This window comes from Ruegeria sp. YKSF070 (genome assembly GCF_059612725.1).
In genome coordinates this window covers 74,588-96,009 of the sequence record NZ_JBXWRD010000003.1, presented here as the reverse complement: position 1 = coordinate 96,009, position 21,422 = coordinate 74,588, and the positions used below count along the sequence as shown (strand labels likewise).

The 21,422-nt window shown below is 64.6% G+C and carries 21 protein-coding genes; 8 read left to right on the top strand and 13 right to left on the bottom strand.

Annotated features, from left to right (window positions below):
* Positions 1-232: 232 nt before the first annotated feature.
* The 7 genes from AC2FL1_RS02500 to AC2FL1_RS02470 all read right to left on the bottom strand — a co-directional run bounded on the left by AC2FL1_RS02500 (position 233) and on the right by AC2FL1_RS02470 (position 9,164).
* On the bottom strand, positions 233-2,683 hold the full coding sequence (locus AC2FL1_RS02500) for a GcvT family protein (RefSeq protein WP_496875877.1): 2,451 nt from the start codon (positions 2,681-2,683) through the stop codon (positions 233-235).
* Between the two features lie 87 nt (positions 2,684-2,770).
* The gene (locus AC2FL1_RS02495; RefSeq protein ID WP_496826587.1) at positions 2,771-3,754 is read right to left on the bottom strand and encodes a GlxA family transcriptional regulator; all 984 of its coding nucleotides are present in this window, start codon (positions 3,752-3,754) and stop codon (positions 2,771-2,773) included.
* A gap of 11 nt (positions 3,755-3,765) precedes the next feature.
* Positions 3,766-4,662, bottom strand: coding sequence for a homocysteine S-methyltransferase family protein (locus AC2FL1_RS02490; RefSeq protein WP_496875876.1), 897 nt, complete (start codon positions 4,660-4,662; stop codon positions 3,766-3,768).
* Positions 4,659-5,726, bottom strand: coding sequence for an alcohol dehydrogenase family protein (locus tag AC2FL1_RS02485; protein WP_496875875.1), 1,068 nt, complete (start codon positions 5,724-5,726; stop codon positions 4,659-4,661). Before AC2FL1_RS02485 ends, AC2FL1_RS02490 begins: the two co-directional genes overlap by 4 nt.
* A complete protein-coding gene (locus AC2FL1_RS02480) occupies positions 5,723-8,170 on the bottom strand; it encodes a GcvT family protein (RefSeq protein ID WP_496875874.1) in 2,448 nt (815 codons plus the stop codon). Before AC2FL1_RS02480 ends, AC2FL1_RS02485 begins: the two co-directional genes overlap by 4 nt.
* A 9-nt stretch (positions 8,171-8,179) precedes the next feature.
* Positions 8,180-8,551, bottom strand: coding sequence for a GFA family protein (locus AC2FL1_RS02475; RefSeq protein ID WP_496875873.1), 372 nt, complete (start codon positions 8,549-8,551; stop codon positions 8,180-8,182).
* 10 nt (positions 8,552-8,561) lie between these two features.
* Positions 8,562-9,164 (bottom strand): helix-turn-helix domain-containing protein, encoded by a 603-nt coding sequence (locus AC2FL1_RS02470; RefSeq protein ID WP_496875872.1) that lies wholly within the window; start codon positions 9,162-9,164, stop codon positions 8,562-8,564.
* 180 nt (positions 9,165-9,344) lie between these two features.
* On the opposite strand from AC2FL1_RS02470, the gene AC2FL1_RS02465 reads away from it, so the two are divergent.
* A complete protein-coding gene (locus AC2FL1_RS02465; RefSeq protein WP_496875871.1) occupies positions 9,345-9,617 on the top strand; it encodes a DUF1294 domain-containing protein in 273 nt (90 codons plus the stop codon).
* On the opposite strand, the gene AC2FL1_RS02460 is transcribed toward AC2FL1_RS02465, so the two are convergent.
* Positions 9,594-10,046 carry a GAF domain-containing protein gene (locus tag AC2FL1_RS02460; protein WP_496875870.1) on the bottom strand — a complete coding sequence of 151 codons (453 nt, stop codon included), beginning with the start codon at positions 10,044-10,046 and terminating at the stop codon, positions 9,594-9,596. The genes AC2FL1_RS02465 and AC2FL1_RS02460 overlap by 24 nt on opposite strands.
* Before the next feature lie 70 nt (positions 10,047-10,116).
* The gene (locus tag AC2FL1_RS02455) at positions 10,117-10,713 is read right to left on the bottom strand and encodes a TetR/AcrR family transcriptional regulator (RefSeq protein WP_496826603.1); all 597 of its coding nucleotides are present in this window, start codon (positions 10,711-10,713) and stop codon (positions 10,117-10,119) included.
* A 102-nt stretch (positions 10,714-10,815) separates the two neighbouring features.
* On the opposite strand from AC2FL1_RS02455, the gene AC2FL1_RS02450 reads away from it, so the two are divergent.
* Entirely contained in the window at positions 10,816-11,181 is a 366-nt protein-coding gene (locus AC2FL1_RS02450; protein ID WP_496826605.1) for a hypothetical protein, read from the top strand.
* Between the two features lie 4 nt (positions 11,182-11,185).
* Complete coding sequence (locus AC2FL1_RS02445) at positions 11,186-11,806, top strand: LysE family translocator (protein WP_496875869.1); 621 nt, start codon at positions 11,186-11,188, stop codon at positions 11,804-11,806.
* 42 nt (positions 11,807-11,848) lie between these two features.
* Here the strand turns inward: AC2FL1_RS02445 and AC2FL1_RS02440 are convergent, their stop codons facing one another.
* Positions 11,849-13,021, bottom strand: coding sequence for an acetyl-CoA C-acyltransferase (locus AC2FL1_RS02440; RefSeq protein WP_496826609.1), 1,173 nt, complete (start codon positions 13,019-13,021; stop codon positions 11,849-11,851).
* Positions 13,022-13,119: 98 nt separating this feature from the next.
* Between AC2FL1_RS02440 and AC2FL1_RS02435 the strand changes: the two genes are divergently transcribed.
* The 3 genes from AC2FL1_RS02435 to AC2FL1_RS02425 all read left to right on the top strand — a co-directional run bounded on the left by AC2FL1_RS02435 (position 13,120) and on the right by AC2FL1_RS02425 (position 15,766).
* Positions 13,120-13,458 (top strand): STAS domain-containing protein, encoded by a 339-nt coding sequence (locus AC2FL1_RS02435; RefSeq protein WP_496875868.1) that lies wholly within the window; start codon positions 13,120-13,122, stop codon positions 13,456-13,458.
* 21 nt (positions 13,459-13,479) lie between these two features.
* Positions 13,480-13,929, top strand: a complete 450-nt coding sequence (locus AC2FL1_RS02430) for an ATP-binding protein (protein ID WP_496875867.1) — start codon at positions 13,480-13,482, stop codon at positions 13,927-13,929.
* A 259-nt stretch (positions 13,930-14,188) separates the two neighbouring features.
* Positions 14,189-15,766, top strand: coding sequence for a gamma-glutamyltransferase family protein (locus AC2FL1_RS02425; RefSeq protein ID WP_496875866.1), 1,578 nt, complete (start codon positions 14,189-14,191; stop codon positions 15,764-15,766).
* A gap of 33 nt (positions 15,767-15,799) precedes the next feature.
* Here the strand turns inward: AC2FL1_RS02425 and hspQ are convergent, their stop codons facing one another.
* Positions 15,800-16,126, bottom strand: coding sequence for a heat shock protein HspQ (hspQ, locus tag AC2FL1_RS02420; protein ID WP_234144660.1), 327 nt, complete (start codon positions 16,124-16,126; stop codon positions 15,800-15,802).
* A gap of 84 nt (positions 16,127-16,210) precedes the next feature.
* Between hspQ and AC2FL1_RS02415 the strand changes: the two genes are divergently transcribed.
* The gene (locus AC2FL1_RS02415) at positions 16,211-17,092 is read left to right on the top strand and encodes an AEC family transporter (RefSeq protein WP_496875865.1); all 882 of its coding nucleotides are present in this window, start codon (positions 16,211-16,213) and stop codon (positions 17,090-17,092) included.
* Positions 17,093-17,153: 61 nt separating this feature from the next.
* Entirely contained in the window at positions 17,154-17,744 is a 591-nt protein-coding gene (locus tag AC2FL1_RS02410; protein ID WP_496826618.1) for a transglycosylase SLT domain-containing protein, read from the top strand.
* Positions 17,745-17,765: 21 nt separating this feature from the next.
* On the opposite strand, the gene AC2FL1_RS02405 is transcribed toward AC2FL1_RS02410, so the two are convergent.
* Complete coding sequence (locus AC2FL1_RS02405) at positions 17,766-18,362, bottom strand: LolA family protein (protein WP_496875864.1); 597 nt, start codon at positions 18,360-18,362, stop codon at positions 17,766-17,768.
* A 38-nt stretch (positions 18,363-18,400) separates the two neighbouring features.
* Complete coding sequence (locus AC2FL1_RS02400; RefSeq protein WP_496826622.1) at positions 18,401-21,421, bottom strand: DNA translocase FtsK; 3,021 nt, start codon at positions 21,419-21,421, stop codon at positions 18,401-18,403.
* Position 21,422 lies beyond the last annotated feature (1 nt).

Below are 21,422 nucleotides of genomic sequence, written 5' to 3'. Positions count from 1 at the left end.
GCAGGCCGGAAAAGGAAAGCGACAAAACTGAGTGGGGGTCATCAAGACCCGTGATGGGTCGCGGATCGGGGCGCAGCATTCGAACCGGATTTGTACCGCGAATTGACCGTTTTGTACGCGGCCTAGACCCCTGATTGACCGTTTTGTACAGAGGAGGTCAAACCGCAACGGAGCATCGAAACCGAAGGATCGCGCGGCGGCGCCGCGCGCTCCTGCCCTGGTCAGGGTCGGGTCAGACCTTCACCCTCTCGGATTTCGGATCATACATCGGGGCAAGCGAAGCCTCTGCACGGACACGGGTACCCATCACGTCGATCTCATAGGTCGAGGCCAGAACATCCGCCGCGCTTTCGCCTGTGCAGGGGACATAGCCCATACCGATGGCGCCGCCCAGGTGGTGACCATAGGCGCCCGAGCTGAGATAGCCGACGATCTGACCGTCCCTGAGCAGCGGCTCGTTGTGATAGAGCAGCGGTTCGGCGTCGGTCAGGCGGAACTGGACCATGCGGTTTTTCAGCCCCTCGTCCTTTTTCCGCAGCACCGCGTCACGGCCAATGAAATCGGGCTTGTCGGTCTTGACGGCAAAACCCAGACCCGCCTCCAGCACGTGATCCTCGGGCGTGATGTCATGGCCGAAATGGCGGAACGCCTTTTCGATCCGGCAGCAATCCATCACATGCATCCCGCAGAGTTTCAGGCCCAGATCCTGGCCCGCCTCGAACAGGGTTTCAAACGCGTGGCCCGCCATGTCGGAAGAGACGTAGATTTCCCACCCGAGTTCACCCACATAAGTCACGCGATGGACGCGGGCGAGGCCCATACCCAGTTCGATTTCCTGCGCGGTACCAAAGGGGTTCACGTCGTTGGAGAAGTCGTTCGGGCTGACCCGCGCCATCAACTCGCGCGCCTTGGGTCCCATCACCGCCAGCACGCCTTCGCCCGCGGTCACGTCGGTGACCACCACGCGGAAATCGCCCACAAGGCGCATCATCCGGGTCTGGTCGGCATAGCGGGTGGCAGCAGGGGTGACGACCAGATAGGCGGTCTCGCTCAGGCGGGTGACGGTTACGTCGGCCTCGATCCCGCCGCGCGCGTTCAGGAACTGGGTATAGACGATGCGGCCCACCGGCACGTCGAACTGACCGCCCGCGATATGGTTGAGATAGGCGGTGGCGTCCGGCCCCTCGACCCGGATCTTTCCAAAGGAGGACATGTCATACATGCCCAGCCCGGTGCGGATCGCCCTGTGTTCCTCGGCCACGTTGTCGAAGAAATTCTGCCGCCGCCAGCTGTATCGGTATTCGCGCTCCTGATCCGGGCGCGCATACCAGTTGGCGCGTTCCCAGCCCGCCAGTTCGCCGAACACGGCACCTTGTGCCTTGAGATGTTCGTGGAACGGGGTGCGGCGCACCCCGCGCGAGGTGGCTTTCTGCCGATAGGGGAAGTGATCGGCATAGAGCAGGCCCAGCGTCTCGGTCGAGCGTTCGACCAGATAGCGCTTGTTGCCCTGGAAGGGCTGCATGCGGGCGATATCGACATCGCCCAGGTCAAAGGGTTTCTCGCCGCTGTCCATCCACTGGCTGAGCGCATGGCCCGCGCCGCCCGCCGACTGGATCCCGATCGAGTTGAACCCGGCGGCGACCCAGACGTTGTCCATCTCGGGCGCGAGACCAAGGTGATAGGCGTCGTCGGGGGTAAAGCTTTCGGGTCCGTTGAAGAAGGTGTGAATGCCCGCGCTGCCCAGCATCGGCATGCGGTTCACGGCGGCCTCGAGGATGGGTTCGAAATGGTCGAAATCCTCGGGCAGCTGGTCGAATTCGAATGTATCGGGGATGCCGTCCATGCCCCAGGGTTTCGATTTCGGCTCGAACGCGCCCAGCATCATCTTGCCCGCGTCTTCCTTGTAATAGGCGCATTCGTCGGGGACGCGCAGAACCGGCATCTGGGTCAGGCCCTGGATGGGTTCCGAGACGATGTAGAAATGTTCGCAGGCTTGCAGCGGCACATTGATGCCCGCCATGCGGCCCACCTGATGGCCCCACATGCCGGCGCAGTTCACGATCATCTCGCAGGCGATATGGCCCTGTTCGCTGCCATCATCGCTGATCCAGTCGACGCCGGTGACCCGGCGGCCCTGTCTGGCGATGTTGGTGACCTTGATCCGTTCCTTGACCACGGCGCCGCGCTGGCGGGCGCCCTTGGCCAGCGCCAATGCGATATTGGCCGGGTCGGCCTGACCATCGGTCGGCAGCCAGACACCGCCGGTGACACCGTCGAGGTTGATGTGCTGATAGCGCTCCTTGACCTCGGCCGGTGACAGTTCCTCCACCGGGACGCCAAAGGCGCGGGCCATGGCGGCGTTGCGATAGAGCTCTTCCAGCCGCTCACCCGTCAGCGCGACCGAGACCGAACCGACCTGACGCATGCCGGTGGCAACGCCGGTCTCGGCCTCGAGCCCCATATAGAGCTCGGCCGAGTAGCGGGCAAGCTTGGTCATGTTGGAGCTGGCACGGAGCTGGCCGATCAGGCCCGCCGCATGCCAGGTGGTGCCCGAGGTCAACTGCTTGCGCTCCAGCAGCACCACGTCTTTCCAGCCGAGCTTGGTCAGGTGATAGGCGACCGAGCAGCCGACGACGCCGCCGCCGATGATGACCACGCGGGCCTTTGTGGGAAGATCAGCCATGTATGTCTCCGGATCTTGGAATTTGCCCGAGAATGCCACGGGAGGGCGACAGGAAATCCATCAAAAACGTCACGCGACTTGCAAAAATCACCGCTGCGCGACGGCTCGTTTCTGTCGCCTGAGGGCAAAGGGAGTAATGCCGTAGAAGCTTTTGTAGACCGCCGAGAAGCCGTTGGGGAAACCGCAGGCGAGGCCAATCTCGCGGACGCTGAGCGTGGTGTTGAGAAGCAGGGTATTGGCCTTGGCCAGCCGCATCTCGCGGTAGAAATTGTTGGGCGTGGTGCCGAGATAGGTCTTGAACTTGCGTTCCAGCGAGCGGTTCGAGAGGGCCAGGGCGGCGACGATCTCGTTGATCGGCAGGGGCTCTTCGATATTGGCCTGCATGATCTTGACACACTGGTCGAGCGCATCGTCGCCGGTGGCGCTGGTCTTGAGGCCGGAAACCGGCTGCATCGCGCCAAAATCGCGGATGTGTTCGTGCAGCATGATGTCGGCCACGGTCATCTTGGCCGGACCCGAGATGTGCCGTCCGATGACCGAAAGCGCCACGTCGACCGTGGCCCCCATACCGGCGCAGGTGATCACCGGACCCCGCTGTGTGGCGATGGAAAAGCGCGCGTCGAAACGCGCGCCGCGTTCGCGCAGAAAGGCCGCGTTCTCCCAATGGGTAGCCAGATCAGCGCTGCCGCGTTCGTTGATATAGCGGCTCGCGGCCTCGGCCAGCAGGAACACCTGTGCGCCGCGAAAGGTATAGTCCTGCACCACCCGGCCCAGCGACAGGTCGGGCTGGTCGGGGTCGGTGTTGCCGATGACAAAGAGGTAGTCGGCCTGCGGTTGGCTTGGCACCCGCTCGGTCGCGACCACGGCGCCGCTGCTGCTTTCGATCAGGCCGCCGCGCAGGGAACGGTAGGTGAAGGCAAAGGGCGGATTGGGGCAGACCCGGTTGGCGATGCGCAGCACATCGACAAGGCCCGCCAGTTCGGTCAGCACAAAGCCGGGGGCGACGAGCACATCGAATTGCCAGGTCTTCTTGTCCGGGTTCACCAGACGCAGGTTGCGTTTGGCCGTCATGGCGGGGGTCCTCAGACGATGCTGTGCCCGGCGGCGCGGAGCCGCTGGGCCAGATGCGCGATATGGGCGGGGCCGACCTCGCAACAGCCGCCGACGATGGTCGCGCCCTGATCGACCCAGCGCATGGCGAAATCGGCATAGGCCTCGGGCGTCAGGTCGACGCGGGCGGTCAGCGCCTCGACCGTGGGACGGGATTCGAGGAAGGCCTCGGTGATGCGGGTGAAACCGTTGGCATAGGCGCCAAAGGGCAGGCCAAAGCCTGCGATGATGTCGAGCGCGGCAGCCACCGCTTCGGGGCGGGAGCAGTTCACCAGCACCGCCTGCGGCTGGTACTGGGCGATGATGGCGGCCAGCTCGCCCACCCCTTCGCCAGAGCGCAGGCGGCTGCCGTCGTCGTCCATCACGGTGACCGAGAGCCAGACGGGTTTGGTGCCAAGGGATGCACCCCTCAACGCGCCCTCGGCCTGGGCGACCGAGGCGGCGGTTTCAATCAGGAACAGGTCGACCCGGTCGTTCATCGCGCGCACGCTGTCGGCATAGAGCGCCTCGGCCTCTTCTGGCGGGGGGCAGATGTCGGGGCGGTAAGAGGCGCCGAGCGGCCCCAGCGCGCCCGCGATGCGGCCCGATCCATGCGCGGCGCGGGCGGTTTCGGCCTGTCTCAGCGCGGTGTCGATCAACGTCTCGAACTGGTCGCCGATCCCGGCGGGTTCCAGCCGGTCGCGCAGCACCGCATAGGTGTTGGTGGTGGCGATGGTGGCGCCCGCGTCGAAATAGTCGCGATGCACGGCGCCGACGTGATCGGGCGCCTCGAGCATGACAGAGGTGGACCAGAGCGGCGTCGGGCGCTTGCCCGCGCGTTTGACAAGTTCCTGGCCGATGGAGCCATCAAGCAGGGTGATGTCGGTCATGGGTGCTCCTGTGGGGGGATGAGGACGATCTTGCCGGGCAGGCGTTTGGTCATGAATTCGGCCTGTGCCTCGGCGATCTGGTGGAGGGGGTAGGTGGCAGATACCAGCGGGCGGATGGCGCCTGCGTTGATCAGGGCGATCAGGTCCGCAAAGATCTCGCGCGGCTGGTAGGTGGCGCCGTGGATGGTGATGTCGGGCAGGTAGATCTGGCGCAGGTCGGCACTGACCATCGGCCCGGCGATGGCGCCCGAGACAGCGTAGTGCCCACCGGGTTTCAGGGCGCGGATCAGGTCGGGCCAGATCGGGCCGCCGACCACGTCGATCACCCGGTCGAATTGGGCGGGTGGAGGGGTTTCGTCGCGGTTCAGGATAGCGGCTGCCCCGGCGGCGGTGACGGCCTCGGCCTTGGCGGGCGCGGTCATCGCGGTAACGGTGGCCCCCAGATGCGCGGCCAGTTGCACGGCGGCGAGCCCGACGCCGCCCGAGGCGCCGGTGATCAGCACCGTATCGCCTGGCCCCACGCCGCAGCGCGCCAGCAGGTTCCACGCGGTGCCATAGGCACAGGGCATGGCGGCGATTTCGATGTCCGAGAGGGGGGAGGCGGTGACGTCGAAGAGGTCATCCGCATCAAGCAGGCAGTATTCGGCAAAGGCGCCGTCCAGTTCCGAGCCGAGGGCCACGAAGCCAAACGGGTTGTCGGGTGCCGGACGCGGCAGATTGATCTGGCAGGTGACGCGCTGGCCGGTGGTCCAGCCGGTCACGCCCGCGCCCAGCGCCACGATGCGCCCGCAGAGGTCGCCGCCCTGGATGCGGGGGAAGCTGAGCGCCCCGGCCCAGCCGCCCGCCTCGCCCGTCTCGCCGCTGTCGGTGGCGCCGGTCACATCCGAGGAGTACCAGCCGATCCGCGTGTTGATATCGGTGTTGTTGACCCCGGCGGCCAGCACCCGGACCAGCACCTGCCCCGGCCCGGGGGCCGGGACCGGAATGTCATCGCACCACGCCAGCGCCTCTGGCCCGCCGTGGCGGGTCAGCAAGACGCCGGACATGGTGGCGGGGATCGTCATGCGCGCAGCCGCTCGTTCTCCGGATCCCAGAGCGGTGCGTCGGGCTGCACCACGGCGCGGCATTTCTCACCGTAGATCTCGACCTCCAGTTCGGTGCCCGGCACCGCCAGATCGGCGCGCACCATGCCCAGCGCCACGCTGGCGTTGATGCGATAACCCCAGGCGCCCGAGGTGGTCTCGCCCACGATTTGCCCGTCATGCCAGAGGCAGGACATATAGGGCGCGTCGCAATCCCGGGCCTCGACCAGCAGGGTGACAAAGCTTTTCTTCACCCCGCGCTGTTTCTCGGCCAGGATCGCGGCCTTGCCCGGGAAATCCTGCGGCTTGTCGAGCTTGACGAAACGCTCCAACCCGCCTTCGAGCAGGGAGTAGTCGGTGGAAAGATCGCCCTTCCACGCGCGATAGCCTTTTTCCACGCGCAGGGAATTGAGCGCCCACATGCCGAAGGGTTTTGCCCCGGCGGCAAGGATCGCGTCGTAGATCGCGGGCATGTGTTCGTTGAGCGCGTGCACCTCCCATCCCAGTTCCCCGGCAAAAGAGACCCGGATCAGGAAGGCGGGCTGGCCAGCGACGGTGGCGGCCTGATGCGTCAGCCAGCCCTGCGACAGGTCGGCATCGGACAGCCCGGCGAGGATCTCGCGCGATTTCGGGCCGGTGACGATCAGCGTGTCGCGGGTGGTGGTCACATCCTCGACCGTGACTCCGGCGGGCATGGCGCCCAAGAGGATGTCTCGGTCGTGCCATTGCGCGGTGGCCGCCGTGATCATCACGAACTCGTCCTCACCCAGACGGATGCAGGACATTTCGGTCAGGATGCGGCCGCGGCTTTCGGAGATGTAGACGAGGTTCATCCGCCCGACCTTGGGCAGGCCGCCGGTGATCAGGCCGCGCAGCGCCTCGGCGGCACCTGCCCCCTTGACTAGAAAGCGCGAGAAGCCGGGCAGGTCGAGCACGCCGCAATGGTCGCGCACGGCCTCGCATTCCTCCTTGATCCGCTGCTCCCACGGGCCGGAGCGGCCCCAGGTGTGGGTGCTGCCCTCGGAGGTGTCATCACCCGGCTGCGCGAACCAGTTGGCGCGTTCCCAGCCGTTATAGACACCCATGACGCCGCCCTGCGCCTTGACCCGGTCATGCACCGGCGACACCTTCTTGTCGGGTGCGGCAGGCCAGCGATGCCAGGGGAAGTGCATGGCATATTCGTTGCCATAGACCTCCATCCCCTTTTGCACGCAGTAGTCGTGATCGGTGTAATCGGTATAGCGGCGCGGATCGCAGGACCACATGTCCCATTCGGTCTGGCCATCGACGATCCATTCCGCCAGCACCTTGCCCGCGCCGCCGCCCTGGGCGATGCCGAAGGTGAACACGCAGGCCTCGAAGGCGTTCTTCACGCCCGGCATCGGGCCGATCAGCGGCAATCCATCGGGGGCATAGGGGATCGGGCCATTGATGATGCGGCTGACACCGGCGGTGGCGGTCACCGGCACGCGTTCCATCGCGTCGGCGACGATATCCGCGATCCGGTCCAGATCGTCGGACCAGAGCTGGAAGCTGAAATCGTCGGGCATCGGGTCGCTGTCCACATCCCAATGGGCGCGGCAGTTGGGCTCGTAGGGGCCGATATTGATGCCGTTCTTTTCCTGCCGCAGGTAATAGGACACGTCCACGTCGCGCAAGAGCGGCAGCTTGCGACCGTTCTCCTTGGACCAGGCCTCCAGTTCCGGGATCTGTTCGGTCAGCAGATACTGGTGGCTCATCACCATCATCGGCACGGTACGGCCGCCATAGGGTTTGAACCATTCGCCCACCCGCTGGGCATAATAACCTGCGGCGTTGACCACATAGTCACAGGCGATATCGCCCTTGTCGGTATGCACGATCCAGCTGCCGTCATCCTGCTGGGTGACGCCGGTGGCAGGGCAGAAGCGGAGGATCCTGGCGCCCATGTCGCGCGCACCCTTGGCCAGTGCCTGGGTCAGCTGCGCGGGGTCGATATCCCCGTCGGAGGGATCATAGAGCGCGCCTTCCAGATCATGGGTCTCCAGGAACGGATAGCGTTCCTTCGCCTGCTCGGGCGTCAGAATCTCCATCCCGATGCCCTGATAGCGGCCCATGGCGCAGGCGCGCTCGAACTCCTGCATCCGCTCGCGAGTATGCGCCAGCCGGATCGAACCGGTCTGGTGATAGTTCATCGGATAATCGACCTCGGCGCCCAGACGGCTGTAAAGCTCGGTCGAATAGCGCTGCATGTTCATGATCGACCACGAGGTCGAAAAGGTCGGCACGTTGCCGGCCGCATGCCAGGTAGAGCCCGCGGTCAGCTCGTTCTTTTCCAGCAGAACGCAGTCGGTCCAGCCCTTCTTGGCCAGGTGATAGAGCGAGGACACCCCCACCACACCGCCGCCGATGATGACCACGCGGGCCTTGTTGGGAAAATCGGACATGTTCACTCCCTAGTCCTTGTGCGGCGCATCGTCCGCGATGTCGTAATAGTCGCCCTTGTCGGCGACAAAGATGTGCTTGCTCAGGCGCAGGCCGGTGGGGCCATCGACCGATCCAAGCGAAAAGCTGATCGTGTCTTCGTCATGCGCTTTCCAGAACAGGAAAGAGCCGCAACAGGCGCAGAACCCCCGCTTGGCGCTGTCGCTGGCGGCAAACCAGCTGACCGGGCCGGTGATGGCCAGTGCTGTCTCGGGCACAAAGGCCGAGGACCAGACGCCACCCGATTGCCGTCGGCACTGGCCGCAATGGCACATCGAGGCGCCCTGGGGCTCGGCCTTGGTCGTGTAGCGGATGTCGCCGCACAGGCACGAGCCAGTTATCATCGTCATCTCCTTAATAGACCGGCGGAGCAATCACCCAGACGGCCACGGCGGGCTCGTCATGGGGATTGGCCCATTGATAGGGTTCGTGGCGGATGCGGAAACTGTCGCCCGGCCCGACCGAGAACTGGCGTCCGCCGATGGTCAGCTCCAGTCGCCCGGACATCACATAGCCCACCTCTTGCGTCGGGCGGTTGGCCGGGGTCTGCATCCGCGAGTGCGGCGCAAAGGTGGAATGCACCATCTCGAAATCGTCGGTCAGATCCGGCGACAGCAGTTCTTCGATCAGACCTTCCTCGCCCGAGCCCATGGGTCGCCGCGCGCCTGCCCGAACCACATAGCCCAGCTCGTCCGAGGGCGCGGCAGCGTGCGCAAACAGCATCGACATCGGCACGCCCAAACAGCCTGCGATCTGGCGCAGGTCCGAGATCGAAGGTTCGGACATGTCGCGCTCCACCTGGCTCAGCCAGCCGACAGACCGCCCCAGCCGTGCCGCGATTTCGCTCAACGTCAGGCCGCGCGCCTTGCGCAGGGCGCGCAGATCGGCGCCAAGCGTCGCGCTGGACGGGGCTTGCGTATTCACCGGCGCCTCCCACGCTTCGTGAAAAAGTTCCATCGAATTTCATGATGACGCGATTCTCGTGAAATTCTCAACACAATTTTCACGAACCACCAGAACACCGCTTCACTTTGCAGCAAATACTCCGGGGGAGTCGCCGCTTGCGGCGGCGGGGGCAGAGCCCCCTTTTGCCCCGGGTTCTTGCATCTCTAACCGGGCAAACGCTATGACCCGCGCATGTGGAACGCGATCCTCTATCTCTGGGTCCTCAATGGGCTGACGGTGGCTCTGTTCGCCTGGGACAAGCTCTGTGCGCGGTGGAACCGTGGCCGGGTGCCCGAGCATCTGCTGCTATGGTTGTCCGCCCTTGGCGGCAGCCCGGCGGCGCTGTTGTCGCGTTGGCTGTTTCGGCACAAGACCCACAAGCAGCCTTTTGGCCGCTGGCTGTGGTCCATCGTGCTGTTTCAGATCACCGCCCTGGTGATCCTACTGGGCAAAGACCTGCTCTAGAATTGCCCCCAGCGCTTCGGCATCCGCGACCGTAAAAGCATCCGGCAGATCGCTGTCGATATCGAACACCGAGATCAGCGCGCCGGACCGGTCAAACACCGGCAGTACCAGTTCCGACCGGGTGGAAGAGGCGCAGGCGATATGGCCGGGAAACGCATCCACATCGGGGACCAGTTGCACCTCTCCGGTCCGCGCCGCGGCCCCGCAGACGCCCTTGTCAAAGGGGATGCGCAAACAACCGTGACCGCCCTGATAGGGGCCGATCTTGAGCACACCGGGCTCTGTCACCCGGTAAAAGCCGGTCCAGTTGAAGCGGTCGTCCGCATGATGAACCTCGCAGGTAACCGTCGCCATCAGCGCCACCGGATCGGTCTCGCCCTCGGTCAGGGCGGCGATGGTCTTGGCGAGGGTGTTGTAGTCAACGGTCATGACAAGGCTCCGCTGGGTCTGGCTTGAAACTAGCCTATCGCGCGGACAAAGGACAAAAGCAAGGCGTGGGTCAGCCCAGCAGGCGGCACAGATGCGTGACCGCTGCCGCGCCGCGCGCCTGGCACGCGGCATCGGACGGGGCGGGCAGGCGGCCAATCACTCGGCGGATCTGCTGGTCGCCCACCAGCAGATCGAGGTAAAGACCCGCCGCCGCCCCGGCATCGTCGAAGCGCAGCAGGCCCTCGCCCCGCGCCGCCTTTAGCACCTGCACAATCAGCGGCATCACGCTGTCGCGCCCCGATTGGCCAATCAGTGCGCCCAGCTCGCCGCTCGGGTCGGCGGCAGCGGCACGGTTCAGCGCCACCGCCCGGTCGCCCAGCAACAGCATCAAGAGCCGTGGCCCGAGCGCATGCAACGTATCGCGGGGCGGGCGGGCGGCGGCCAGATCGGCCTCCAGCTGCGCGCGCACCTCGGCCGCGTTGCGGATCACCAGCGCCCGAAACAGGCCCTGTTTGTCGCCATACCAGCTGTAGAGCGTCTCGTTCGAGGCGCGCGCGAGCCGCGCGATGCCCTGCATCGAGGTACCCGCATAGCCCTTTTGTTCGAGCAGGGCATAGGCCGCTTCCTCGATCTGCTGCTGGCGCTCCGCGCGGCTGTCGTCCTTCATCGGGTTTCCTTTCGCTTGACGCTGACCGTAATCATGATTACGGATACAGGCAACCGTAATCATGATTACGCTTTTCGATGACACCGAGTTCAGGAGACAGACATGACCCAGACCGACCGCCCCCGCCTTGCTGCCCTTGTGGTACTGATCCTGTTGCAGCTGATCATGCTGTTTTCGCTTTATGCCGGGGTGCCGCCGCACCCGCCCGTTGCAACGCCGCTCTTTGGCATCGGGCCGTTCATCGGCGTCTCGGTCTCGGCGGCGGTTGCGGCGATTGTGCTGGGAGAGAGCCGCGCCGGGCGGGTGATGGCCTTGCTCGCCGTTTTGGGTGCGCTGGTCTCGTTTGGGCCGCAGAAATACCTCGACCCGCAGTTCCCGCTGATCTGGCCCGCCGTGATCGCCGCGCAGCTGGCCGCGATCACGGTGTTGGTGCGCCTGTTCCCTGCGATGTCGCGGCAAGGGGTCTGAGCTGATGGACCTGATGCTTGTCGGTTTCGTCCTGACCGCCTTGGCCGCCATCGCCACCCCCGGGCCGACCGTTTTGCTGGCACTGGGCAACGGGGCGCGGGGCGGCATGCGCGGCGCGGCGCCCGGGATCGCAGGAGCGGCCCTGTCGGACATCCTGCTGATCACGGCGGCGGCGCTGGGCCTGGGGGCGGTTCTGAGTGCCTCGGCCCTGCTGTTCGGTTTGGTGAAATGGGCGGGCGTGGCCTATCTCGCCTATCTCGGGTTCCGGCTGATACGAGGGGCGCCGCCGCCCGGCGCGACGGAGAGCGCCCCGCAGGAGCCGGCCGCAACAGTGTTTCGCCGCAGCTTTCTGGTCGCGGTGACCAACCCCAAGGGCTATCTGTTCTTTGCGGCTCTGCTGCCGCAGTTCATTGACCCCAGCCAGCCTGCGACCCGGCAATATCTGGTGTTGGCGGCGCTCTTCGTGGCGACCGATCTGCTGGTGATGAGCCTTTATGCCGCTGTTGGCGCCTGTTCGCGGCACCAGGGCGGACGCGTGGCGGGGCAGCGGCTGGGCCGGTTCTGCGGGCTGGCGATGATCGGGGTTGCCGGGTCGCTTGCGTTGATGCGCCGCGCCGAGATCTGAGGAACGCGCCGGATCGCTCCGGCGCGCCACGTTTCCAAAGGGTCAGACCCGCTCGATGGCGATGGCGGTGCCTTCGCCGCCGCCGATGCAGATCGCGGCAACGCCACGCTTCAGCCCGCGCTTTTCCAACGCATTGAGCAGCGTCACCATGATCCGTGCGCCCGATGCGCCGATCGGGTGACCCAGCGCGCAGGCGCCGCCGTTGACGTTCACCTTGTCGCGGGACAGGCCCATTTCATGCATGAAGGCCATCGGCACCACGGCGAAGGCCTCGTTCACTTCCCACAGGTCCACATCCTCGACGCTCCAGCCGATATTGGCGAGCAGCTTCTTGGCGGCCGGAACCGGGGCGGTGGTGAACCAGCCCGGCGCCTGGGCATGGCTGGCATGCCCCAGGATGCGGGCGCGCACGGTCAGGCCCTGGGCGGCGGCGGCCTCGGCCGAGGCCAGCACCAGGGCGGCGGCACCGTCCGAGATCGACGAGGCATTGGCCGCGGTCACGGTGCCATCCTTGCGGAAGGCGGGTTTCAGCGTCGGGATCTTGTCGGGCCGGGCGCTTTTGGGTTGTTCGTCGGCATCGGTCACCACCTCGCCCTTGCGGGTCTTGACGGTAACGGCGGCAATCTCGCCGTCGAAGGCGCCCGAGGCCTGCGCATCCAGCGCGTTTTGCAGCGAGCGCAGCGCATAGTCGTCCTGCGCCTCGCGGGTGAACTGGTAATGCTCGGCGCAATCCTCGGCAAAGGTGCCCATCAGGCGGCCTTTATCATAGGCGTCCTCCAACCCGTCGAGGAACATGTGGTCGATCACCTGACCATGGCCGATGCGGGCGCCGCCGCGCATCTTGGGCAGCAGGTAGGGCGCATTCGACATGCTCTCCATCCCGCCCGCAATCATTGTGTCGGTATGGCCCAGCGCGATCTGGTCAAAGGCGATCATTGCCGCCTTCATGCCCGAGCCGCACATCTTGTTGAGCGTGGTGGCAGGCACCTCTTCACCCAGGCCGCCGGCAAAACCTGCCTGGCGCGCGGGGGCCTGTCCCTGACCGGCGGGCAGGACGCAGCCCATCAGCACCTCGTCCACGGTGGCGGCCCCTGCCCCGGCCAGCGCGGCGCGAATCGCGGCGCCGCCCAGTTCGGCGGCACTGACACCGTCATACATGCCCTGAAACCCGCCCATCGGTGTGCGCGCGGCACCGGCGATGACAACTTCTTTCATCCTGTCCTCCTGAGGAAAGCTCTGTGCCTGAATACCGAATGGTAAGAATTGCCGTCTACCCTCGTGCGGCGAAAAGTAGCCACCCGAGGAGTGGGAGTATGAGTCTGACCAGCACCGTCGACGGTGACACACGGGTGATCACCGTGAATGTGGAGCGAATAGACGCCGCCATGGCGATCCAGTTCAAGGAGGACATGCGCAGCGAAACCGAAGCGGGACCCGATCGCGTGATTCTCGACCTGTCGCAGGTCACGTTCATCGATTCGAGCGGGCTGGGCGCGATTGTCGCTTCGATGAAGCAACTCGGCGGCAACCGGCGGCTGGACCTCGCCGGGCTTACCCCGGTCGTGGACAAGGTGTTTCGCCTGACCCGCATGGATACCGTGTTCAATCTGTTCGCAACGCTCGACGACGCGCTTGCGGTACACCCGAATTAACCCGCCGGGGAGGCTGGCACCGTGCAATTCAACGCGGATCGGCAAGGGTTTGCCCTGAATTTCCGAGCCACCGAGATGGAGGCGCGAGAGGGGATTCGCGCGGTTGCGACCCAGCTGCGCCAGCGCGGCCTGTCCGAGGACCGGGCCGGGGATGTGGAAATCGCGCTGGCCGAAGCGATCAACAATGTGGTCGAACATGCCTATGCCGACGTCGAACCGGGTCAGGTCCGCATCCGGTGCCAGATACGCAACGACAAACTGCTGATCCGTATTTCGGACCACGGCCGCCCGCTACCCGACGGACAGTTGCCCAAGGGTGAGCCCGCCAGTGTCGAGACCGACTTAGCCGATCTGCCCGAAGGGGGCTTTGGCTGGTTTCTGATCCGCCAATTGGTCAGCGAAATTCGATATGAACGACGCAAGAACAGCAATCTGCTGTCCCTGCGGTTCGACCTCCCGCAGATTTCGTGAACAAACTCTGGCGCGACACAATCTTGCCTTATTGACTCCGAACTCATGCCGCAATGGCAGGTCAGAAACGAACCTGTAGCTGCATATGGCTTCCCTCGGCGTTGCGCGTTACAGCCCCCACCCAGTGCGCGGCGCCGAGGACTACCCTCCCCCAGGACATTGCCGGTTTCTCAGCCTGTCGCGCCCGTTCATACGGAACAACGGATTGATTTCCTGTGCTCGCCGCCTAGTGTCGCGAAAACACGAGGGAGACACCGCAATGCGCGATTTTCACATGCCGGGACGATCCCAGGTTTTCGCCACCGAGGGAATGTGCGCCACATCGCACCCACTGGCCGCCCAGGTGGCGGTCGATCTGCTCCGACGGGGTGGCAATGCTATGGATGCGGCGCTGGCGGCGGGTCTTGTGCTGGGCATCTGTGAACCACAGATGACCGGCATCGGCGGCGACTGTTTCGTGCTGTATACCCGTCCTGGCGAGGACCAGATCCGCGCCCTGAACGGCTCGGGTCGCGCTGCGGCCGGGGCCAACGCCGCTGCCTTGCGCGATCAGGGACTGGATCGGGTACCGCTTCGCAGCCCCCATGCGGTCACCATTCCCGGCGCCATCGACGCCTTCTGCCATCTGGCCGAAACCGAGGGCAAGCTGAGCCTCGACACCCTTTTGCAACCCGCCATCGAATATGCCGAGCGCGGCGTTCCGGTGGCCCCGCGCGTGGCGTTCGACTGGGCACGGGATGCAGGCATCCTGCAGGGCGCGGCCCGCAAACACTATCTGGTGGACGGGCGCGCGCCGGTGACAGGCCAGATCTTTGCCGCCCCCGGTCAGGCCGAGGTGCTGCGCCGCATCGCCCGCCACGGGCGCGACGGGTTCTATACCGGCGAGGTGGCCGAGGACATGCTGGCGGCACTGAACGCCCTGGGTGGTCCGCACCGGGCCGAAGATTTCTCGGCCACGACCTGCACCCCGACCAAACCCGTTTCCGGCCCCTACAAATCGGCCGAACTGGTCGAGCATCCGCCCAACGGCCAAGGCGCCACGGCGATCCTGCTGCTCAACATCCTGTCGCATTTCGACATCGCAGCGATGGACCCGCTGGGCGCCGACCGCATCCATATCGAGGCAGAGGCCGCCAAGCTGGCCTATGACGCGCGCAACCGGTTCCTGGCCGATCCCGACCAAACCGACCGGCTGGATCACATGCTGGCCCCGGAAACGGCAGCGCGTCTGGCGGCACTGATCGACCCGACCCGCGCCATGGCCGCTGCCGCACCCCTGACCGAGGCGGTGCACAAGGACACGATCTATATCACCGTCGTTGACCGCGACCGTATGGCGGTGTCGCTGATCTATTCCATCTTTCACGGTTTCGGGTCTGGCATTGCCTCCGAGAAATTCGGAATTCTGCTGCAAAATCGCGGGGCGGGTTTCTCGCTGGAGCCGGGGCACCCGAACGAGATGGCCGGCGGCAAGCGCCCCATGCACACCATCATTCCGGGCATGCTGCGCGAGGGGGCAGATATCTTGACCCCGTTCGGCGTGATGGGTGGTGCCTTTCAACCGTCAGGTCATGCGCGCTTCGTCTCGAACCTGGTCGACTTCGGGATGGACCTGCAAACCGCCATGGATGCGCCCCGCGCCTTTGCCGATGCAGGCGAGTTGAAGCTGGAACGCGGATACGCAGCGGCGGTGCGCCAGACGCTGGCCGACAAGGGGCACAAGATCGTGACACCCGAGGTACCGCTGGGCGGCGCACAGGCTATTCGCATCCGCCCAGACGGCGTGCTGGAGGCCGCAAGCGACCCACGCAAGGATGGCTGCGCGCTGGGGTATTGACCCCCGCGCGCACAGCCCCAATCGGACAAGCCGTCAATTTAACTGGAAGTGTAACGGATAGGTTCCGTCCTGAAATGGCCCGAACATGTCGGGAATATCCGGGTGGTCCACCGGCTCGCCAGAATAGTCGGCGATCAGGTTCTGCTCGGACACATAAGCCACATAGTAGCTTTGATCGTTCTCGGCGAGCAGATGGTAGAACGGTTGGTTTTTCAGCGGCCGGCTATCCTCGGGGATAGCCTGGTACCACTCTTCGGTGTTGGCAAATTGCGGATCCACATCGAAAACGACACCCCGGAACGGGTGTTTCCGATGACGGACCACTTGCCCCAAATGATATTTGGCGTGTGATTTCATCATTGTCATTTCAGCCCCTAGTGCAATTAGTACCGTCAACCGTCACCCGGTGTCCAACAATTGATCGAAAATTAAGGGAAACAGTCTGTGAACCTTGCCGTGACAGTGCTTGAAATCGTTGCCCCTGTCTTTCTGCTCGCCGCGGTCGGGTTTGGCTGGGTTCGGCTTGGCTTCGAGTACCGGCTGCAATTCGTCACCCGGTTGGGCACCATGCTGGCTGTGCCCTGCCTGATCTTCGTCGCGCTGATGAAGACAGACATACCGGGCGGAGACCTCAGCCGCTTCACGCTGGCCTCGGCGCTGGCGATTCTGGCGCTGACCATGGTGTTCGGACTGATCGTGCGGGCCAGCGGGCTGGACCGGCGTACCTATCTGCCGCCGCTTCTGTTCGGCAATACCGGCAATCTGGGCCTGCCATTGTGCATGTTCGCCTTTGGAGTCGAAGGGTTGAGTTATGCGGTGGTGTTCTTTTCGCTCAGTGCGCTCTGGTCCTTTTCCTATGGCATCCACGTCGTCGCGGGTCAGGGATCGCTGTCCAAGGTCGCGCGCGAACCGATGGTCTGGGCAACGCTGCTGGGGGCGTTGTTCCTGACCCGGGGCTGGCAGACCCCGCGCTTTCTGACCAACGCGCTGGAACTGATCGGCCAGATGGCGGTACCGCTGATGCTGATTACGCTGGGTGTGGCGATTGCCCGCCTGTCGATCCGACGGATCGGACAGGCGGTCGGACTCTCGGTGCTAAAACTGGCGGTCTGTTTCCCGATCGGCTGGCTTGTCGCGCAAGGCTTTGGGCTAAGCGGCCCTGCACTTGGGGTACTGGTGGTTCAGATGTCGGTCCCCGCGGCGGTTTCGGCCTATCTTCTAGCCGAACGATTCGGCGCCGATGCCGAGGCGGTGGCCGGGATGGTAATGGTCTCGACCCTGCTGGCGGTCGGGGCCTTGCCTCTGGTTCTGGCTGCTGTGCTCTAGCGAATGTGATTCCATCGCCCACCCGAATGCGCTAGAATGCCGGAAAAAAGGCAAGAGGCAGATGAGCAGATCTCTTTGCGCGCTGGTTGCGGTGCTGTTGCTGGTATCGTGCAGCGGTGGGTCGAAAAACCCGCCGCGCAATCTGGATGATGCATGCAGTATCGCGGGCGAGCGCCCCGAATACATGAAGGCGTTCAAGCAGACGGAACGCAAATGGGGCGTGCCCGTGCATGTCCAGATGTCGACCATTTATTACGAAAGCCGGTATCGATCCGACGCGCGCACGCCGCACCAGTTCGTGCTGGGCGTCATCCCGGTTGGCCGGCAAAGCAGCGCTTTCGGCTACAGCCAAGCGCTGGACGGAACCTGGGATCAGTATCGCAAGGAAACCGGGCGGCGCGGCGCCAAACGCGACCGGATCAAGGACGCCTCGGATTTCATCGGCTGGTACATGAACAAGACGCGCGAGAAGAACGGCATTTCGCTGGGAGATGCGCGCAACCAGTATTTGGCTTATCACGAAGGGCATGCAGGATATGCCCGTGGCAGCCATAACGGAAAGTCCTGGTTGCTGCGCACTGCCGACGATGTAGCGGCACGGGCCAACATGTATCAGCGGCAGCTGTCGAGCTGCCGCCGCTATCGGAATTGATCCGGCAGTCTCTGTCAAAGCTCAGCGGTTGACCGAGATGCCCGGCTGACCGTCGATGAACAGGTTCTGATTCAGGCTGTTGCCCTTGGTCAGTTGCCCGAGGATCACCGTGGTGCGCGACCCGGCGCCATCATGGACCACCCATTTGCGCAATTCGACCGGATCGCCGGTAAAGCTGAGGTCGATACGCCCGTAATCGGGGTTCTCTGGGTCCTGCGCGGTGACCACGGTGGCGGTACCGTCAAAGGCATGCCCCACCACCATATTGGCTCGGTCCAGGTCCACCGTCCGCGCTAGCACGATCGACAAGGGCGTGCGGTTCAGCGGGTATTGCTCGGGCGGCTGGTTCGACTTGGGGTCGTGGATGATCACGGTGCCGCCCTTGGCCAGCACCACCGAACGGTCGGGCGGGTCGTATTCGAACCGCATTCGGCCAGGCCGTTGCAGCCACAGTTTGCCGGTACTCAGCGAGCCGTCATCGTTGATCTGGGTGAACGTGGTCTGAACGGTTTTGAGACCGTTCAGATAGGTCGATATTTCAGCCAAAGGCAGCTTGTCCGCCGCCCAGGCTGCCGGCGCGACCAGGGTCAGCGCAAGTGCGAGTGCAATCCGTTTCATGTCACCCCAGATAAGCATTCACCCGGCGCCGGAGAAGATCACCCCTGCTCCGGCACCAGGATTTCGCGTTTGCCCACATGATTTGCCGAAGAAACAACGCCTTCGTCCTCCATCTGCTCGACCAGCCTGGCGGCCTTGTTATAGCCGATGGCGAGTTTCCGCTGAATGTAGGAGGTCGAGCACTTGCGGTCCTTGATGACGATGGCCACCGCCTGATCGTAAAGCGCGTCCTCACCATCGGTGTTGCCGCCAGTGTTCAGCCCCAGCACCGCGTCGATATTGTCTGCCTTGTCATCGTCCGGGCCTTCGACCACGCCACCGATATAGTCGGGCGGGCCGAACTGTTTCAGATGGTTGACGATTTCTTCGACCTCTTCATCGCTGACAAAGGGACCGTGGCAGCGGGTGATCTTGGCGCCACCCGCCATGTAGAGCATGTCGCCCTGGCCCAAGAGCTGTTCGGCGCCCATCTCGCCCAGGATGGTGCGGCTGTCGATCTTTGACGTCACCTGGAAGGAAATCCGGGTGGGGAAGTTGGCCTTGATGGTACCGGTGATCACATCGACCGAGGGGCGCTGGGTCGCCATGATCAGGTGGATACCCGAGGCCCGCGCCATCTGGGCCAGACGCTGGATACAGGCCTCGATCTCCTTGCCCGCGACCATCATCAGGTCGGCCATCTCGTCGACGATGACGACGATATAGGGCAGCGGGATGGGCTGGAATTCCTCGGTCTCGAACACCGGTTCGCCGGTCTCGTCGTCAAAGCCGGTCTGCACCGTGCGGCTGAACATCTCGCCCTTGGCCAGTGCCTCGCGGACGCGGCCGTTGAAGCCTTCGATGTTGCGGACGCCCATCTTGGACATCTTGCGATAGCGGTCCTCCATCTCGCCCACCACCCATTTCAGGGCAACGACGGCCTTTTTCGGGTCGGTCACCACGGGAGAGAGGAGATGCGGAATGCCGTCATAAACCGAGAGTTCCAGCATCTTGGGATCGATCATGATCAGCCGGCATTCGGCGGGCGTCAGCTTGTAGAGCAGACTGAGGATCATGGTGTTGATCGCCACCGATTTACCCGAACCGGTGGTGCCCGCGATCAACAGGTGGGGCATCTTGGCAAGGTTGGCCACAACCGAGTCGCCACCGATATCCTTGCCCAGCGCCAGCGGCAGGCTCATGTTGCTATCGCCGAAATCGCGGGAGGCGAGGATTTCGCGCAGCACCACCTTTTCGCGGTGTTCATTGGGCAGTTCGATACCGATGACCGAGCGGCCCGGCACGGTCGAGACCCGTGCCGAAAGCGCCGACATCGAGCGCGCGATATCATCGGCCAGACCGATGACGCGGCTGGCCTTGAGACCCGGCGCTGGTTCCAGCTCGTACATGGTGACGACGGGACCGGGCCGGACCGAGACGATCTCGCCCTTCACCCCATAATCGTCCAGCACGTTTTCCAGCATGCGCGCGTTTTCTTCGAGCGCCTCGTCGCTGAGGTGGTGACGCTGGATGCTGGTGGGGCTGGCCAGCAGGTTCAAGGGCGGCAGTTCAAAGGCGACGGCGGGTTCTTCAAAGGCAAGCGTCGGCTGCGCCTCGGCCTGCGCACGGCGCGAAGGTACCGGGTTGCGCCGCACCGGCTGCGCCACGACCGGCTTGCGTGGCTGTGCTGCCGGAATGTTGGGTATCGGTTGCGGTTGAATGGTCCTGGCTGTCGCTTGCCCCGGTGCATCGTTCGCGGGTGGCTGTCCGGCTTCGAAACTGTCCACGGGTTCCCAATCCTGGTCGAACTCTTCCGCGGTCAGATGTTGAAAGTCCGAGGCCCGGACCATGTCAGGGACCACCGAAAGCGGGGTGGACAGCGGCGCGGCACCCGGCGCCGGAGCGCGCAACTCGGGCGTTGCCGGGCTCTTGACCGGCGGGAACACCGGCGCTGCCTGCGGGGCCTGAGGGGCAGTCACCGGGGGCTCGGCCGGCAGATCACCCCGGCGACGGGTGTCCAGCAAAAGCGGGTCGGGACCGCGCCCGCGTCCCTTGGTCAGCGGTCGCTGCGGATCGGGCGGCGGCGCAACCACGCCAGCGGCCTCCTTGCGGCTACGTACGGCGGCGGCGATCTTGGACTGGATACGCTCGGTCCCCGGCATCTTGTCATAACCCTGCACCGGTTCGGGTTCGACCAGTTCCGGCTGCGGCATCGGTTCGGGTCGACGGATCAGCCCCGGCACCCGCGCCAGCAGGCTGGGCTTGGGTTGCGGCGCCGGTTCGGGAACCGTCTCTTCCTCTACCAAAGTCTCGGCATAGGCGGCCTCTTCGGCGAACCTGGCCTCTTCGGCGGCCAACCGCGCCGCCTCGCGCCGTTCGGCCCGCAACGCCTGACGCGCCCGCGCCGCCGCGACCCCGGCCGATGCGCCACGACCCAGCAGCGTCATCAAGCCGCCGTAGACAATGATCGCCCCCACCATCGCGTGACGCAAGCCGCGCCGTATCTCGGGCCAGGTGAACCCCAGCACAAAGGCCGCCATCGCAAGCATGACCACAGCCATTGCCAGCGAGGTCAACTTGACCATCAGATGTGACCCCAGCGGAACCAGCGTCAGCAGCGCCCCCATCACGGTGTCGCCAAACAGACCACCCAGTCCGAAACTGTGCGTCGCGCGCCAGGCCTCGCCCGGAACAAGAGTGGCGGCATAGACAGACACGACCGCGATCCAGATCGGCATGAAGACCAACCGGCCCATCGCCCGATCCTCGCCCGAATGCAGGGCAAAGCGCAGCCCCCAGGCGACCAGCACCAGCGGGATGCCCCAGGCGCCGCCACCGACGATCATGAACAGCGGCGCCGCGATCGACGCACCAATCCTCCCGGTCCAGTTCTGCACTGGCGCATCGGTCGATACCATCCAGTTGGGGTCGTCGGGCGTATAGGTGCCCACCATCGCCGCAGCAAGCAGGCCCAGCACGATCAGCGCCAGCCCCAGCAACTCTTTCCCGCGCCGCTCGATGGCGGCCTGCATGTTGCTGTCCAGAAGCGGATCGCGATTGCGTGCGTGATATGATGCCATG